Genomic DNA, 17,273 nt, shown 5'->3' on the forward strand with positions numbered 1-17,273 from the left:
TATTGTAGCATAGTCTACTAAGAGGAATGGTGGCTTGAGGCGGAATCGAACCACCGACACGAAGATTTTCAGTCTTCTGCTCTACCGACTGAGCTATCAAGCCTTCAAAAGCCTCCATTCTACTATAAATTACGCTAAATTTTACTTAAGATGTTATAATGATACATTAATTCTAGAAAGGAAGCTAATGCGTTTAGTCTCTTGGAATGTTAATGGCCTGCGCGCCTGTATGCAAAAGGGTTTTTGCGATTTTTTAGAGCAAAGCCAAGCAGATATTTTTTGTGTACAAGAGACTAAAATGCAACAAGAACAGGCGTCTTTTTGTTTTGAGGGGTATGAGGTCTTTTGGAATAGTGCACAGAAAAAAGGCTATAGTGGCGTGCTCACTCTAAGCAAAATTGCGCCTTTGCAAGTTAGCTATGGCATTGGCATAGCAGAACATGACACAGAAGGGCGGGTAATTACCTGTGAATACCCCAATTTTTATTTGGTTAATGTCTATACCCCTAATGCACAAAGAGGTTTATTGCGTTTACCTTACCGTTTAGAATGGGAGCGTTCTTTTAGAGGGTTTTTACAAAATCTTATGCAAAAAAAGGCCGTTGTGGTGTGTGGGGATTTAAATGTAGCGCATAATGAAATTGATCTAACCAATCCACAGAGTAACCGTTATAATGCTGGCTTTAGCGATCCTGAACGCGATGCATTCAGACAATTACTCAATTTAGGCTTAATTGATACTTTCCGCCATTTTTATCCCACTAAAGCAGAAAGTTATACTTGGTGGAGTTATATCAATCAGGCACGGGCTAAAAACATCGGTTGGCGCATTGATTATTTTTTAACTTCTCAAACCCTTAACTCTTGTTTACAAAGCGCTTATATTTACAACCACATTCTAGGTAGCGATCACTGCCCGGTTGGATTGGATTTACATGAGACGCAAATCCTTTAAAGATCTTTTAAACCCTTCTAAATCCCCTATTCCTTTGCCCTATTTTAATCCGGAGAAAGCAGATGCTTGCCTAGAGTGTAGCGGGGAGTGCGTGCCTAGTTGTCCAGAGAAAATTATTTTTAAAGCAGAAGAGAATAAACCTTATTTGCGGGTAGAACAAAGGGGTTGTATCTTTTGTAAAAAATGTGTTTTAGCCTGTGAGAGTACGGGGTTTAAAGTGCTAGAAGAGGCGCGGGGTGATTTAATCCAAGCAATTGCCCAGATTGATCTAAGTACATGTCTAAGTTATCAAAAGGTGATCTGTTTTTCTTGTAAAGATATTTGCATGGTAGATGCTATCCACTTTACAGGGCTTTTTTATCCTAGTATCCAAACGTCTTGCACGGGTTGTGGCATGTGTGTGGGGGTGTGCCCTACTCAAGCAATCCAACTTATTGCACAAGGAGGTTAAAGTGAATATTTCAAGTGTGATTGTCAAGGTTAATGTAGAAACTTTTGAGGCTTCTTTAGAAGCTATTCAAGCCATTTCTCATGTAGAAGTACCCACCTTTGATCGGGATAAGGGTATTTTAATTGCCTTGATTGAAGCGGATAATGTCCAAGAAGAATTGGAGGCTAATAAAGCCATTGAACAAGCTGTAGGGGTTTTAAGTGCGCATATGCATTATAGCTATGCCGAAGATGACCAACAAGCTTTAGGCTTACAAGAAATCATTCAGAAAATCCAAGATTCAGACACTAAAAGCGTGCGTTATAGCGGAGATGTACGCCACTGGATGCGTTAGTTAGCCTTTCTTGTATCTAACCACTGGGATTTAAGGTCTAAAGCGTTTTGTAGTGAATCTTCTAATTTATTGAGTATGCTTAACAGGGGAGAAAAATTAATCCCAGTTTGGGTTGCGTTTTTAATTTCCTTTCGCAATGCATTTGTCAAACTCAGCGCTTTATCTAAATCAATGGGGGGTTCGATGGCATGTTTAAAAATCGCCCCTAAATTCTTTGGCTTGTCTGGTGTATCTTGATTAGGAGAGAGTACAGATTTTAGATCCTGCGATTCTTGGTGGAGCTTATCTAATTGCTTGACTTGTTGGTAACTTTTCCCTGTATTGATGGCATCCTCAAGCATTTTATTACTCTTGGTAACTAACTGGGCTGCTAACCCTGCGCTCTTGATTTGTTCATCTACGAGTGCCTGAATATCAATGGCTATCAGTGGCGACAAACAAAGCGAAAAAAGCAAGAAAAAAGGAGCTAAAACATAGGGGTATAATTTAAAATCCATGTATCCAAGCATGCTAGTAGTCTACTACTTAGATTAATGGTGGAGCCGTGGGGAATCGAACCCCAGTCCAAAAATCACATCCTTTCGCGGGCTTCTACATGCTTAGAGAAATTGGTGAGATTCTGGTGCTTGCGATCCAATCTCTCTAAAAATCTTAGCAAGACCATAGCCCTTTTCTTACTTTAAAAGCGGGCGCTTTTTAAAGGGCCGTATCCATGCCCTTTGTAAATCGTTTTTAGAATAAATTTGAATCGTAAGTTTCCGGTGGGCTACGCTGCGATCGCGTAGTTGGGAGCGTAATTAGGATTGTTTACGGTTATTGTTTGTGTCGTTTTACAAGAGACACTTGGCATGCCACCCACGCGACGCAACTCCTGTCGAAATCCTGTTCAGCCCCATATCCAAAAAGATACCGCCTAGATCGTCTGCTAAATGGCTACAGGCCTTCTGTATATTGGTGTTTAAAGCCTGCGCCATTTGCCCAAACTCATCTTTAGAGCGCAAGATCATCGTCGTCTAAGCTTTTAGGCTTTGTTATTAGATTAAACGCCTACACTGGTTAAGTCCCCTAAAGAACAAACTATTTTCTAATCTGATCAATGACTTTTCTATATTGCTTTAAGTTGGTGTTGATTACCCAAGAGATTAGTTTTTTGATCACAACTCCATACACCTTGTTAAGAATTGTATGAATCGCATCATCGCGGTTTTTATCCATTTGGTTGCGATCAACTAAACTAACTGCGCCAAGACTAATTGAATTTGCACCAGCAAAACTATCCGAACTTGTTATTTGTTGCAAGTAAGAATAAGTGATGGCATGCTCTGCACCTACATTAATGGCAAAGTTATGGGTGGTGCGCCCTGTTTTTGGTTCAAAGAATTGAAACAAAACAGCCCCAGCACTTTGATCGACTGTCGTTTTCATGTTAGTATCTTCTGGGTTGTCTATATTAATATCTGCATCTTCAAGTATACCCACCCATCCTTTGATTTTCAAAACAGAATATATTTTAATTTTTTGCTCGGGTGTTAAGTTTTGTACAGATGTGAGGTGTATGATGTTATAACCCTTTTTTTCAAGTACCTCTTGAACTTGCTTGACTAGGGCGCTTTGGAATTGCTTAATATAGGGTTCAACATTTTCATCTGCTTGGATATGTGGATCTAAAATAGCAATGGTGTGGTTATTTAGATCTTCTTGTCTAATATCAATGGGGTAGTTAAAATCTAAAGAGGTGGCATTTTTCTTAGGCCTTAGCTTTTTAGCTTGCTTGTTTGTAGGTTTTGTTCCAGTATTGATAGCACAGCCTGAGAGTACAAGAGATATTGCCAATGTTATTAAAATTCCCTTTGTTATTTTTTGCATGAGACTCCTTGCTAAAAAGTTGTTATTTTTAGGATTTTCTTTGTTAATTTTAGCAAAAATAACCCTTAACTCTGCTTAGTGTGCCCCATTTAGCCATTATTTTCTCTAGCGTTTAAAATTTCTTACTATTAGCTTCATCTAGGATTTTTTGTGCAATGGCGGCCACATTTTGGCTAATGTCTAGGGAAGTACTGGCAATTTCTGCATTATGTATCGTGGTTTCTTTAAGCGTTTCCATTGCCTCGTTGATTTTACTAATGCTAGTGGTTTGCTCCTCTATAGCATTGGCTGCATCGTTAATACATTGTGTGAGAGATTGCGTACTCACCTCAATTTCTCTTAAAGATTTTTGTGTGCGCTCAGCTAACTTTCTCACCTCATCAGCCACCACCGCAAACCCTCTGCCATGTTCACCCGCTCTAGCTGCTTCAATAGCGGCATTTAAAGCTAATAAACCAATTTGATCGGCAATTTCATTAATAATAAGCACCATGTTTTTAATGCCATCAGATTGTTCGATCACTTCATGGCTTTTAGCATTCACCCCCTGCATAGAGGCGCTAATTTGCTCAAGCATGCTAGTAGTCTGCTCTAAAGACTGCGCTTGTTGTTTGGAGGCATCTTGTAAGTTAGAGGCAGTTTGATTAAGGGTTTTTGTCTCTTCATTAAGGGTATGGGCAAAATCTAAAGAATGCTTTAGCGAGTCTACGATGCTTTGTTGCAGGGTGTTAAGATCGTTAACGAGTTGCAAAAAGCTACCCTGCAAAGTGGCCGTATCCATGCCCTTTGTAAAATCGTTTTTAGAATAAATTTGAATCGTGCTACAAATTTGGCGAAAAGTGCGATCCAAAAAGGCAAAAAAATCATTAAGATTACTCCCTAAATGCTGGAGTTGTGGGTTAGAGGCATTTGTTTTAATGTTTTTACTCAAATCTCCTGCCCGTACACTGCCTAAAATATGTAGCGCCTCCTCTGAAAAGTTTTGATCGTCTGCTAAATGGCTACAGGCCTTCTGTACATTGGTGTTTAAAGCCTGCGCCATTTGCCCAAACTCATCTTTAGAGCGCAAGATCATCGTCTGTGGGGCTTGCTTACTCTCATAATTAATAAAGCTAAAAAACTGGTTAAGTCCCCCATTAAGGGTTTTAATATTGCCTGTAATCTTGCGGTAGAAAAAGTAATACAAAGGTACGACTACAATTAGCAAGATTAAAGCCACAATGCAGGCATAAATATAAAAGGAGTGCCTGACATCTCTTTCAATCTCAGAGGTGATCATGTAGGTGCGCTTAGCCACATTATCCATATAAACCCCCGCTCCAACCCACCAATCATCTGTACCGGCAATCTTTTGGGCATAAGAAATTTTAGGCGTATCTTGAGACCCGCCTCCTGGCAAGGGCTTAGGTGCGATGTAGTCTACAAAACCCCCGCCCTGCATTGCCTTAGTATAGAGGTCTTTAAAATAGTGCACCCCGTTAATATCCTTGAGATTTTCCTCATCTACCCCAATGCGGTACTCCGGGTTGCCTGTATACATCAAAGTGGTTTTCTTAAAAACAAAATAATAACCCGATTTATCCCTTTCAAAGCGAAAGCCTTTAAGCCTATCTATAACGATCTGTTGTCTTGCTATATCTGTAGGGGCATTTTTAATGGCATTAGAGAGGCTATAGGCCAAAGTGTCAATAGAGAGTTGGAGTTTTTCGCCTAAAAGCTGTTTAAAATCCTTACTGACAAAAGTATTAACGCGATCCACAGACTCATAACTGCTCTTAGCAAATAAAAGCAAAGTTGCCACCACCACTAAAATCGTAAAAAACCACAAAGCTACGATTTGTTTACCTAAAGAAAATAAATGCATAAACTGCTCCTATTAATTTGCTCACTCACCCTAAAAGCTTAAAGGCTAAAAGGCATTTAATTTTCAGGCGGGTTCTCTTGCTCTTGTATGTCTGTGCGTGTTTTTCCTCTCATTTATTCCCTCTTTTAAAGATGCGTTTAAGTCGCCACCACCAAGCCCTCTTTTGGTTTAATAAAAGCCTCTCAGCCTTTTTTTGCGCGGCTATTTCTCTTTTTATTTCTGCTACTGGCCTATCAAAGATAATTTCTATATAATCCTCACAATCATCTTTTGTTTCAATGCGAATTACATTATCAGGGATAGCCTCTTTGTTTGTCTCTGGATTTTCTACTTTCTTTTCTCTTGCCATAAGCGCTCCTTAGAATTTCTTAATCACAATGCCCCCATTCTCTACATCAAAAAGTAGATTGGAGGTATCTGTATGCGTTTCTAAAAGCAAAGTCGCTAGTCTATCCTCTATTTCCTCATACAAAGCCCGTTTAAGCGGACGCGCGCCATAAATAGGATCAAACCCGCTTTTGGCGATGTATTCTTTAGCCGCTTGGCTAATCTCAATTACAATATCTCTTTCCTTGAGTTTTTCTTGGATTTGCATGAAGAGTAAATCTACAATCTGTACAATGCTCTCCATTTCTAAAGGATTAAAGATCACCACATCATCTAGGCGGTTTAAAAACTCGGGTTTAAAATAATTTTTAAGGGTATCTTGTACCGCTTTTCTCTTAGCCTCTGCATCGCTTAATTGGATAATAGCCTCGCTGGCGATATTGCTTGTTAAAATAATAATGGTGTTTTTAAAATCCACCACCACCCCTTTATTATCCGTCAAACGCCCCTCATCTAAAATTTGTAAAAGCATATTAAAAACATCTGGATGTGCCTTTTCAATCTCATCAAAGAGTACCACACTATAGGGCATGCGCCTAACTGCCTCTGTTAATTGCCCCCCTTCCTCATAGCCCACATACCCCGGAGGCGCGCCCACTAACCGACTGGCCGCATGTTTTTCCATATACTCGCTCATATCTAGGCGGATCAAATTCTTTTGGCTATCAAAAAGAAAGCGGGCTAAACTTTTAGCACTTTCAGTTTTGCCCACCCCTGTAGGCCCTAAGAATAAAAAGCTTCCAATGGGTTTATTTGGATCGCTTAAACCGGCCTTATTGCGCTTAATGGCCTTAGAAATGGCGCTAATAGCTGTTTTTTGCCCGATTACATGTTTTTCTAGCTCTTCTTCCATGTGTAAAATCTTATCTTTTTCCTCTTGTAGCATTTTTTGTACCGGGATTTGTGTCCACTGGCTCACAATGCGCGCAATCCCCTCTTTACTCACCGCATGTTCTAAAAGAGAGCCCTGTTCTTGCATAGTAGAAAGTTGTTTTTCTAAAGCCTGTACCTCTTTTTCTTGGGTGGGGATTTTGTCATGATCGATCTCAGCGGCCTTTCTAAAATCTGCCTGTTGTTTGGCTATTTCTGACTCGCGCCTTAAATTTTCAATGGTATTTTTAGCCTCTGCAATGTCTTTAAAAACCTTTTGTTCGTTGCTAAACTGCGCCTCTAGCCGTTGTTTTTCCTCTAGCGCATGTTCTAATTCTTTTTCTACCACCGCTAAACGCTCTTTATTGCCCTCGCTTTCCTCCATTAAAAGCGCTTGCTTTTCTACCTCTAATTGTTGGATACTGCGCTTGGTTTGAGAAAGCGCAAAGGGCTCAGATTCAATTTGCATTTTAAGTGCTGCGGCTGCTTCATCAATTAGATCAATGGCCTTATCGGGTAAAAAGCGATCGGGGATATAGCGGCTGGAGAGTTTAGCGCTAGCCACTAAAGCGCTATCATTAATGCTTACATTGTGATGGGCTTCTAGCGTTTCTTTAAGCCCTCTTAAAATCTGTAAAGTCTCATTCACGCTAGGCTCATTTACAAAAATAGGCTGGAAACGCCTAGTTAGCGCGCTATCTTTCTCAAAATATTTGCGGTATTCTTTTAGCGTAGTCGCGCCAATGGTGTGGAGTTCTCCTCTGGCTAAGGCCGGTTTTAAAATATTAGCTGCGTCCATGCTCCCCTCTGAAGCACCCGCCCCTACTAGGGTGTGGATTTCATCAATAAATAAAATCACATTCCCTGCTTTTTTGACCTCCTCTATCACTTTTTTTAAACGCTCCTCAAATTCGCCTCTGTATTTAGCCCCCGCAACAAGCATGCTTAAATCTAACATCACCACCCGTTTATGTTGCAAGGAAAGCGGGACTTCTTTTTTAGCAATTCGTTGAGCTAGTCCTTCTACAACAGCGGTTTTACCCACCCCCGGCTCACCAAGTAAAATAGGATTATTTTTAGTTTTTCTAATAAGAATTTGCATCATGCGCAAAATTTCCTCATCGCGTCCAATGACCGGATCAAGCCCATTATCTAAAGCTTTAGCTGTAAGATTGATCCCATATTTTTCTAAAGCCTCTAAATTAGCATCATCATTAGGTTCTTGGATTTTAACCCCCTGCCTTAAACTCTCTAAAGTTTTTAAAAGCTCTGTTGTGTCTAAAAACTGACCAAAACATGCTTTAAAACTTTCTATATTAGCCTCAATAAATGTATCAATGGCTGCGTATAAATCCCCCTTTTTAAGCGCTAAACCTAAGGCTGTTTGCAAGCCATCGGCTAAATTTTTACTTAGCCGTAGATCCTGCGCGCTTACCTGCGAACTTTTGGGCAGTTTATCGGCTAAACTGCGGGCTTCTAGCTCTAGCGGGGTTTTATCTACCCCCATTTTGATTAAGGCTTGGTTGAGTAAAGAGCTATGATTAGAAAGTAAAGCCCAAAATAAATGCAAAGGCTCGATCTCAGGATTTTTAGCGTGTAAGGCTAAAGAAAGCGCTTGATCGAGGGCTTCTTTGAGATTATGCGTGAGTTTTTCAAAAACAAAAGCCATAAAAGTTCCTTTTTAAAAAATGTAGAGATTATAACGATTATTGGTTATTTTTGCATCATAGTTTTTAATCTGCTCCTTAGTCCAGCTATACTATACTTAAGGGGTTAAACCAACACGAGAAAAAAATTGTTAAAACTTATCCAGTTTGTTAGAAAAACCTCCAATTTTAGTTCTTGGGTATTGCGTGTGGGGCCTGTTTTGTGTATGGGCTGTGTGCTTTTGCAGGGGGCAGGTTCTAAGGTAGAATCTGTTACGGGTAGTGGCGCTTCTGGTAGTAGAAGCCATGCAAGAAGTTTAGATAGAAGAATCGGACAATCTTTACGGCGAAGCTTATCACACAAGCAAAGACACATGGAGCAAACCAAACAAACTAAACCGGTAAATAAGCAAACCAAGCAAGCAGCCCAGGCACCACAAAAACAGCAAAAAGCTTCCCCAGAGGATATGGTAGAAAACCGTAAAGATGGGATTGTGGGGGGAATTGCTCTTACGGTAAATAACGATCCCATCACTCTTTATCAGATTGAGATGCAAGAAAAAGTAAACCATGTTAACCGCCAACAAGCGATTAACTCATTAATTCTCCAGCGTATCCAAGCCCAAGAGATCAAACGGCTTAAAATTGATATAGAGGACGATAAAGTTGATGCTGAGATTGAAAATATCGCTAAACATAATGGAATGAATGTTAGCGATTTTATGCGTACCCTAGCAGGTGAGGGGATTAATCCAGTTGCCTACAAAGCGCAGTTAAAAAAGCAATTAGAAACACGGGAGTTATTGCGCAATATTTTACTTTTTAATGCAAACACCAATAGCGAAACCAAAATGCGCGAGTATTACAATGCCCATAGAGACGAATTTACTGTACCTAGCGATGTGCTTGCCACCCGTTATACAGCTAAAGACACCCAGACTCTTACCCAAGCCCTAGAACATAAAGATACAGATGTACCCGGAGTTACTAAGGGCGAGGAAAGAATTAGCATTAAAGCTTTAAATCCCCAAATTGCCCAGATGTTTCTCTCCACTAAAGAGCACACCTTTACACCTATTTTAAATGCGGGTGGGGGTAATTATGTGGCCTTTTATATTGAGGAAAAATTAGGCAAACAAGAGGTGTCTTTTGCTCAAGCAAGGGGTTTTATTGCCAATAAATTAATAGAGGAGCAACAAGATAAAATCTTAGCCGAATATTATGAAAAACTGCGGGTCAAAGCTAAAATCAAATTTTTACGCTAGGGCTTTTTGGTGGAGCAATTAGCCTTTATTTATAAAGACTCGCTTTTTAGCGTAGCGGTTTTGGCTTTTATTATCGGGGGTGTAATTTTACTAGATTATTGCCGCTCCACTCTAGCCCATCGCCGCAATCTTAAAATTCTTAACGCCCTCTCACTTTCTTACACACAAGTAGAACTAGCCTTTGAAGTACAACAACTTTTACAAAAAGAACAAGAAAACCCGCTGGAGGTTTTAGGGTTTAAAACATGGATGTTTCTAGCCAAACACTACGCTACATATGGTAGCAGTGAGCAGGCTATTAAAATTTATTTAGTACTCTTGCCAAAATATCAAAATGAGCGCATTGTGATTTTAGAAAACTTAGCCAAAGCCTATATTGATATGGGTTATGTGCAAAAAGCGCGCGATATTTTGGTGGAGGTTTTGCGCATTGATCCTAGAAACACCCATGCGTTGCAGGCTATGGTGCAGGTTTATGAAACAATGTGTGATCCACAAACAGCTTTAGAGATTTTAGAATGTTTAGACGCTTTAGGGGAGAGTCGGTTATTAGATGATTATTACTACCTACAAATGCAAGTTTTAATGGAGCAAGATTTAGGCTTAGAGGATAAAAGCATGGCTATTTTAGAATTAGGACGCCAACAAAGTAAACTTTATAAACTAGCCCTTAAACACCTTAAAACTTATCATAAAACCTTGTTTTTTGAGGAAATCGCGCATTTAAAAGAGGCTGTACCTTTTATTGATTTACTTTGGGATATAGACTATTTAGAAATCAAACCCTATTTGCAAGATTTACACCCCCATCTCTTAGAAGTGTTTGTGGCTAAGGGGTATATACAAGGAAAATGCCACACTTTAGAGTTAGAAGTCTTTAAAACATTTCAAAAACAATATGCCTTGAGTTTAAACTTTAGCTATAAGTGCACAGCCTGTAAAAGTCTTTCTCCATTTGAGAGTTATCGCTGTTTGGTTTGTGCTAAAATCGGACCAAAGGAAGTTATCTTGAGTTTAGACAAACACCCTAGCGATTATAGTAAGAATAGTAATTTGAATTAGGAGAATGCATGAAACATGTTGAGCTTTTTTGTGATGGCTCGGCTCTGGGTAATCCGGGTTTTGGTGGGTATTGTTCTATTCTGCGTTATTGCGGTGTTGAAAAAATCATTCAAGGCGGGGAATTACACACCACCAATAACCGCATGGAGTTAAGAGCCGTCAATGAAGCCCTTAAAGTTCTCAAAGAATCGTGTAAAATTGATTTATACAGCGACTCAACTTATGTTTGTTATGGCATTAGTGAGTGGTTGCAAGTCTGGGTCAATAAAAATTTTTCTAAGATTAAAAATGCGGATTTATGGAAAGAGTTTTTAGCGCTTAAGGCTAATCATTTAATCACTGCCCATTGGATCAAAGGCCATAACGGGCATACAGAAAACGAGCTCTGTGATAAACTTGCTAGAGAACAAGCCCTAAACTACAAACAAAAAGCTACGCTTTGCCCGTCTTAAGGATAAAAAGGATTTGAGATGTTTGAAACCCTCCAAAAACGCTTGGGTTATGTGTTTAAAGACCCTTTATTACTACAACAAGCCCTAACACATAGAAGTACAAAGGCACATAAAAACAACGAGAGATTAGAATTTTTAGGCGATGCCGTGCTGGATTTAGTGGTGGCTGAGATTTTATTTACCCGTTTTACGGATTTACAAGAGGGCGATCTCTCTAAAATGCGCGCTTCTTTAGTTAATGAAAAGGCCTTTTTTAAATTAGCCTTATCTTTAAACTTGCAAGATCACATTTTAATCTCACAGGCTGAGGCTAATAATAATGGCCACACCAAACCCTCCATTCTTTCTAGTGCCTTTGAAGCCTTAATGGGGGCTATTTATTTAGAAAGCGGATTAGAGATCATTAAAAACTTAATCCAAGATTTATTAGACATGGCCTACCCTAATTTATCCCCCAAAACCTTGTTTATGGACTATAAAAGCGCTTTACAAGAATTAACTCAAGCGCGTTTTAAAGCCATTCCAATTTATGCGCTTAAAAGTGAAAGCGGCCCGGATCACGCCAAGCAATTTGAAATGCAAATTTTTATTTTAAATAAACTTTATGGAACTTGCAAGGCAGGGAGTAAAAAACAAGCCGAACAACTTTGCGCCCAAGTGGCTTATAAACAATTAAGTAAGGAATTGCCTTGAATACACTGGGTAGAATGCTAAGGCTTACTACCTTTGGAGAATCGCATGCAAGCATGGTTGGAGGGGTTTTAGAGGGAGTGCCATCTGGTTTGATTCTGGATATGGATTTTATTCAGGCAGAAACTAATCGCCGTAAAAGTACGGGTATTTTTACCACCCCTCGCCAAGAAGAGGATATTATTGAACTTGTAAGCGGGGTATTTGAGGGCAAGAGTACCGGTGCGCCCATTGGGCTTTTAGTGCATAATCAAAATGTCAGGAGTAAGGATTATTCTAATCTTAAAGAGAATTTTAGACCCGGGCATGCAGATTTTAGTACTTTTGCTAAATATGGCATTAGAGATTATAGAGGCGGGGGGCGTGCATCGGCTAGAGAAAGCGTGATTAGAGTGGGGGCTGGAGCGATTGCTAAACTTTTATTAAAGCAGCTTGGCATGGAAGTTATGGGGGGGGTTTTTAGTGTGGGGGGGATAGAGGCTACTAACTTAGATTTTAATTTTGCTAGAGAAAGTGTTATTTGTAGTTTAGATGCTAAGGTAGAGGCTAATCAAAAACAAGCCATTTTAGAGGCTAAACAAAGCGGAGATAGTTTGGGAGGGGTTGTTTTAATTAAAGCTAAAGCGCATAAAAATCTACTAGGTCTTGGCGAACCCCTCTATGATAAATTAGATGGGCGGATTGCCAGCGTGATGATGGGGCTTAATGGGGTGAAGGGGGTTTTTATAGGCGATCCTCATGCCTCTTTTATGCGGGGTGGTGCCTATAACGACGCCATGAATAAAGAAGGCTTTAAAAGCAATCATAGCGGGGGGGTACTTGGAGGAATGGGCACAGGGGAGGATATTTTAGTGTGGGTGCATTTTAAACCCACCTCTAGTATAGCCCTTAAACAAGAGAGTATCAATATCCATTACCAAAGTGTAGAATTAGAGATTAAAGGTAGGCATGATCCTTGTATTGCAATTCGTGGGAGTGTGGTGTGTGAGAGTTTGTTAGCCTTAGTGGTGGCAGATTTTCTACTCTTAAATATGGGGGCTAAACTTAGTGGTGTGGAGGCGTTTTATACAAGAGATTAGTAAATCTATCCGCTAAAGGCGGGTGGACTTAGACTTGTAATAATTCATGACGGGTGATACCCATAAAGGTTGGATCTACTTATATTTAATTTTTACACGCTTCCTCATATCCTAGCTCACAGGCCTTTTTAAAATACTCATCAGCTTTTTGTGGATCTTTTCTTGCACCTCCATTAAGATACATAGCTTCCAAGTCAAAATAAGCCTTAGCATTTCCCAACGCTACACACAAACACCCTTTAACATTTGCTCTCCTTTGAAATAAAACGACCTTTAAAAAACAAGGTAATGCATTTGTCCGGATTTCTGCTAAGAATAGTTAAAATATGCTAAAATAGGCAGAAAGAGAGGTATATATGCAAAGTTCACGATCTGGCAAAAGTAGAGGCAATAAAACCCATTTAAATGAACCAGCGGATATGCAAGAAATTTATCAAAGTTTAGAATCAGGGAAAAATAGAGTTCAGGCTAAATTGCTTTCACCTAAACAAATGCTTTTAGAATTGGAGGAAGGGGATTTTAACACCAAAGAAGCATGGTTTGTCAAAGACGATCAAGATCAAAAATATGTTGTGATTCCAGAATCCTTACTCCAATACATCGTACGGATGATTCAAAAAGCCTATGAGGATAAAGTTATCGTAGAGTTAGAACGAGACATGGCCACACTCACCCCTATAGACTTTGCAGATGCGATGGCGGTGGTCTTTAAAAAATTGGAAGCTATGCGTGGAAGCGTGTTGAGTTTGCCTAAAATTAGCCTCAAATGGCGCTTTAAACGCTCTAAAGCTTGGCAGAAACGCGTGATCTTTCCTTTTACTAGAAAAAGCTTTTTACAAACCTACAAGGGACTCATCACCCCTCAAAACCCCTTAGATACCAATACTCCGCCTAGAAAAGTGGGTATTTTCATCGGCTGTTTGAGCAATTATAACTATACAGAGGTGGGTCAAAGCCTACTTTCTTTACTAGATAAACTCAATATCAGCGCTTTAATCCCTGAGCAGTTTTGTTAACCCACAAATCCCGATTTCTTTGGGGATCTAGACACAGCCTATTTTTTAGCACAAAAAAACATCACCTCGCTTTATTCTATTGCCTCTGAAGTGGAGGCTATTTTAGCGCCAGAGGCCACCTGTATAGGCATGCTTAAAAAAGACTATTTGCACATTAGACACAAAAAGAGAGGTTGTGCAGTTGCATTTTGGCGGCGGAACCCCCACCTTCTTTAATGCCACGCAATTAGAAATCATTATCCAAAGTATTTATAGCCTCTTTTCTAATTTTTCCTCTAAAGCAGAGCTTAGCTGTGAGATTGATCCTAGACACTTTACTTTTGAGCAGATGCAGGTACTTAAAAATCAGGGGTTTAATCGCTTGAGTTTTGGTATCCAAGATTTTGACCCTGTGGTACAAAGGGCTGTTAATCGCTTGCAAAGCTTTGAGTTGGTGCAAGAAAAAGTGCAGTGGGCTAGGGATTGTGGTATCCACTCTATTAACTTTGATCTTATTTATGGGTTGCCTTTCCAGAGTATCCAAAGTTTTGAACAAACCCTTTTAAAGGTGCTTAAGCTTGATCCTGATCGTCTCGCGGTGTTTAATTATGCCCATGTCCCATGGATTAAGCACACTATGAAAATTGATCCTAAAACCTTGCCTTCACCGGAGCAAAAGTTAGAACTCTTGCAGTTTCTCATCGCCTTTTTAAAAGATCACGGCTATGAGATGATAGGAATGGATCACTTCGCCAAAAAAGACAACGAGCTTTATAAAGCCTTGCAAAATAAAGAGCTTAGGCGCAATTTTCAAGGCTACACCACCCAAAAATTTTCCCAGACAATAGGCGTAGGGGTTACTAGCATTGGGGAGGGGCTAGATTATTACACCCAAAATTTTAAAGACCTCAAGCACTACGAACAAGCGCTAGATAACAGGCATTTGCCGGTAGAAAGAGGGATAGTTTTAAGTGCAGAGGATAGGCTTAGAAAAGAGGTGATCATGCATTTGATGAATAATTTAGAAATTGATTTTGCAAGTATTGAAAGGGCGTTTAACATTGATTTTAAAGCACACTTTAAAGAGGCGCTTAAGATGCTTAAACCTTACGAACAAGATGGCCTACTCACCTTAAGCGATACAGGGCTTAAAACTAGCGCCACAGGGGCAATGTTAGTGCGCAATATCGCTATGGTTTTTGATAGCTATCTTAAAACCCACCAAGGAGAAAAGCGTTTTAGTCAAACCCTCTAATGGCTTTAATGCCCTTTGGCAAGAAATAGAAAGCAGTACAAATGCTTGTGTTAAATGCGCTAAATGTATACCTAGTTGCACGATTTATCGTATCCATAAAGATGAAATCACCTCTCCGCGCGGGTTTTTAGATTTGATCGCACAGGTCAAACAAGAGAGTTTAGAGCTAGATAACTCGCTTAAAAAAATCTTTGAAACCTGCTTTTTATGCACCACTTGCGTACAAGTCTGCCCCCTGCATTTGCCAATAGATGCCATGATAGAGAGAATCCGCCACATGAGCGCAAATAAACATGGCATTAGTTGGCATAAAAGGGCGTATTTTTATCTTTTAAAGCATCCTAAACTTATGGATTTTATGTTTTCTCTTTGTGATGTACTCGCGCCTTGTGTGTTTAAAAGAGAAGAGGATAAACTCAAATGGCGCTTTAAAGGCTCTAAAGCTTGGCAGAAACGCGTGATCTTTCCTTTTACTAGAAAAAGCTTTTTACAAACCTACAAGGGACTCATCACCCCTCAAAACCCCTTAGATACCAGTACTCCGCCTAGAAAAGTGGGTATTTTCATCGGCTGTTTGAGCAATTATAACTATACAGAGGTGGGTCAAAGCCTACTTTCTTTACTAGATAAACTCAATATCAGCGCTTTAATCCCTGAGCAGTTTTGTTGTGGAGCACCGGCGTATTTTACAGGGGATCTAGACACAGCCTATTTTTTAGCACAAAAAAACATCACCTCGCTTTATTCTATTGCCTCTGAAGTGGAGGCTATTTTAGTTCCAGAGGCCACCTGTATAGGCATGCTTAAAAAAGACTATTTGCACATTTTAGAAAGCCTAAGCGATGAAAAGGATCGCATGTCTTGGCTTGAAAAATTTAAAGTCATAGAGGATAAATTACAATTAGCCTCTGCTTTTTTAGCTAATTCTACCCCGCTTAAAAATTACTTACAGGAGCGCCCACAAATCCCCCTCACTCTTACCTACCACGATCCCTGCCATGCCAAAAAGGTTTTAGGGGTTTTTAAAGAACCCCGCGCACTTTTGCAGATCAACCACTCTTTAATTGAAATGCAGGAGAGCGATCGTTGTTGTGGGTTTGGAGGGGTGAGCATGCAAAGTGAGCATTATGACTTGGTTTTAAAAGCAGGAGCGCCTAAGGCTTTAGACATCGCTCAAACTAAGGCACAGGTGGTGAGTGCGGAGTGTTCGGCTTGTAGAATGCAGATTAATAACTCCTTAGCACAAATCGAATCGTCTGTACAATTTTTGCACCCTATAGAACTCTTAGACCATGCGCTCACAGATTGCAATTTTTCTTTTTTTAAAAACAAATCTTAAAAAAATTATGCTAGAATAGCCGAAATACTTAATATAAAGAAGAGGATGACATGAAGAGAGGATTTTATGCCTTTTTATCAAGTGCCATGGTACTTGGCGTAACAGGCCTGCAAGCCGAAAGGAATGCGTGGTATGTGGGAGCAAGTTACGAAGTAGGGCAGGTTGGAGAAACAGTAAGAAACCCTAAACCGGGAGGTAGTGATTATAATTTTAGCAGGTTACCTTCTGGCCATTACAGCCTTTTGGCCGTGATGCAAGGACTTGGTATTAGCGTGGGGTATAAACAATTCTTTGGTAAGAAAAAATGGTTTGGTCTGCGCTACTATGGCTTTATGGATTATGGACACTCTGTTTTTGGGGCTAACGAGCTGGTACCTGGTAAAGGCACTTTTGCTAACCTCACTGACATGTTTACCTATGGCGGTGGTATTGATACGCTCTATGATGTGATTAATAAAGATGATGTAACCTTTGGGTTCTTTTTAGGAGCAGCCATTGCTGGTAACTCTTGGGGCAACACCACAGGCGGACCGCTTCTTACTATTGCTTATCCAGCCAATTCTGAACAAGTCCTAGACCCTGCCATTTTCCAATTTCTCTTTAATCTAGGTATGCGCACCACTATTGGCAAACACCAAGAATTTGACTTTGGGATCAAAATCCCCACCATTAATGATTACTACTTTAACAAAAAAGGGCTCTCTTTTACTTACCGCAGACAATATAGCTTGTATGTGGGGTATCGCTACAACTTCTAATGCTA

General features: G+C 39.9%; 16 protein-coding genes, 1 tRNA gene, 1 other RNA gene and 1 pseudogene. 12 read left to right on the forward strand and 7 right to left on the reverse strand.

Annotated features, from left to right (window positions below):
- Positions 1-27: 27 nt before the first annotated feature.
- Positions 28-103 (reverse strand) — tRNA-Phe (locus OO773_RS06785).
- Between the two features lie 84 nt (positions 104-187).
- Between OO773_RS06785 and OO773_RS06790 the strand changes: the two genes are divergently transcribed.
- The 3 genes from OO773_RS06790 to OO773_RS06800 are packed head-to-tail and all read left to right on the forward strand — an operon-like array spanning position 188 to position 1,740.
- Entirely contained in the window at positions 188-955 is a 768-nt protein-coding gene (locus OO773_RS06790; protein ID WP_034375190.1) for an exodeoxyribonuclease III, read from the forward strand.
- Positions 936-1,406, forward strand: coding sequence for a 4Fe-4S binding protein (locus OO773_RS06795; protein ID WP_034375192.1), 471 nt, complete (start codon positions 936-938; stop codon positions 1,404-1,406). The genes OO773_RS06790 and OO773_RS06795 overlap by 20 nt, the downstream gene beginning before the upstream one ends.
- A 1-nt stretch (position 1,407) precedes the next feature.
- Positions 1,408-1,740: a chaperone NapD gene (locus OO773_RS06800; protein ID WP_040499085.1), complete on the forward strand. Its 333-nt coding sequence runs from the start codon at positions 1,408-1,410 to the stop codon at positions 1,738-1,740.
- Here OO773_RS06800 and OO773_RS06805 read toward each other — a convergent pair.
- From OO773_RS06805 to OO773_RS06830, 6 genes are all read right to left on the reverse strand, one after another.
- Positions 1,737-2,237, reverse strand: a complete 501-nt coding sequence (locus OO773_RS06805) for a hypothetical protein (RefSeq protein WP_040499084.1) — start codon at positions 2,235-2,237, stop codon at positions 1,737-1,739. The genes OO773_RS06800 and OO773_RS06805 overlap by 4 nt on opposite strands.
- A 37-nt stretch (positions 2,238-2,274) precedes the next feature.
- Positions 2,275-2,634: a transfer-messenger RNA gene (gene ssrA / locus OO773_RS06810) on the reverse strand.
- Between the two features lie 183 nt (positions 2,635-2,817).
- On the reverse strand, positions 2,818-3,606 hold the full coding sequence (locus OO773_RS06815; RefSeq protein WP_040499083.1) for an HpaA family protein: 789 nt from the start codon (positions 3,604-3,606) through the stop codon (positions 2,818-2,820).
- Positions 3,607-3,718: 112 nt separating this feature from the next.
- Complete coding sequence (locus OO773_RS06820; protein ID WP_006563989.1) at positions 3,719-5,470, reverse strand: methyl-accepting chemotaxis protein; 1,752 nt, start codon at positions 5,468-5,470, stop codon at positions 3,719-3,721.
- 109 nt (positions 5,471-5,579) lie between these two features.
- Positions 5,580-5,819: a hypothetical protein gene (locus tag OO773_RS06825; protein ID WP_034375198.1), complete on the reverse strand. Its 240-nt coding sequence runs from the start codon at positions 5,817-5,819 to the stop codon at positions 5,580-5,582.
- 9 nt (positions 5,820-5,828) lie between these two features.
- Positions 5,829-8,396, reverse strand: coding sequence for an ATP-dependent Clp protease ATP-binding subunit (locus tag OO773_RS06830; protein ID WP_006563988.1), 2,568 nt, complete (start codon positions 8,394-8,396; stop codon positions 5,829-5,831).
- Between the two features lie 126 nt (positions 8,397-8,522).
- On the opposite strand from OO773_RS06830, the gene OO773_RS06835 reads away from it, so the two are divergent.
- From OO773_RS06835 to OO773_RS06875, 9 genes and pseudogenes are all read left to right on the forward strand, one after another.
- Positions 8,523-9,638, forward strand: a complete 1,116-nt coding sequence (locus OO773_RS06835; RefSeq protein WP_264828498.1) for a peptidylprolyl isomerase — start codon at positions 8,523-8,525, stop codon at positions 9,636-9,638.
- 9 nt (positions 9,639-9,647) lie between these two features.
- Positions 9,648-10,700, forward strand: coding sequence for a tetratricopeptide repeat protein (locus OO773_RS06840; RefSeq protein WP_232088085.1), 1,053 nt, complete (start codon positions 9,648-9,650; stop codon positions 10,698-10,700).
- A gap of 8 nt (positions 10,701-10,708) precedes the next feature.
- Positions 10,709-11,152 carry a ribonuclease HI gene (rnhA, locus tag OO773_RS06845; RefSeq protein WP_006563986.1) on the forward strand — a complete coding sequence of 148 codons (444 nt, stop codon included), beginning with the start codon at positions 10,709-10,711 and terminating at the stop codon, positions 11,150-11,152.
- Between the two features lie 18 nt (positions 11,153-11,170).
- Positions 11,171-11,845, forward strand: a complete 675-nt coding sequence (rnc, locus tag OO773_RS06850) for a ribonuclease III (RefSeq protein WP_006565018.1) — start codon at positions 11,171-11,173, stop codon at positions 11,843-11,845.
- Positions 11,842-12,921: a chorismate synthase gene (gene aroC, locus OO773_RS06855; protein WP_073115670.1), complete on the forward strand. Its 1,080-nt coding sequence runs from the start codon at positions 11,842-11,844 to the stop codon at positions 12,919-12,921. Before rnc ends, aroC begins: the two co-directional genes overlap by 4 nt.
- 356 nt (positions 12,922-13,277) lie before the next feature.
- A complete protein-coding gene (locus tag OO773_RS06860) occupies positions 13,278-13,937 on the forward strand; it encodes a DUF2603 domain-containing protein (protein ID WP_264828499.1) in 660 nt (219 codons plus the stop codon).
- 133 nt (positions 13,938-14,070) lie between these two features.
- Positions 14,071-15,171, forward strand: a pseudogene (gene hemN, locus OO773_RS06865) (oxygen-independent coproporphyrinogen III oxidase); the annotation flags it as partial.
- Positions 15,116-16,510, forward strand: coding sequence for a (Fe-S)-binding protein (locus tag OO773_RS06870; protein ID WP_233424253.1), 1,395 nt, complete (start codon positions 15,116-15,118; stop codon positions 16,508-16,510). The pseudogene hemN and the gene OO773_RS06870, both read left to right, overlap by 56 nt.
- Before the next feature lie 50 nt (positions 16,511-16,560).
- Complete coding sequence (locus tag OO773_RS06875; RefSeq protein WP_006563981.1) at positions 16,561-17,268, forward strand: outer membrane protein; 708 nt, start codon at positions 16,561-16,563, stop codon at positions 17,266-17,268.
- The last annotated feature ends 5 nt before the right edge of the window (positions 17,269-17,273 follow it).

Origin of the sequence: Helicobacter suis HS1 (assembly GCF_026000295.1) — a bacterium.
Lineage (GTDB): Bacteria > Campylobacterota > Campylobacteria > Campylobacterales > Helicobacteraceae > Helicobacter > Helicobacter suis.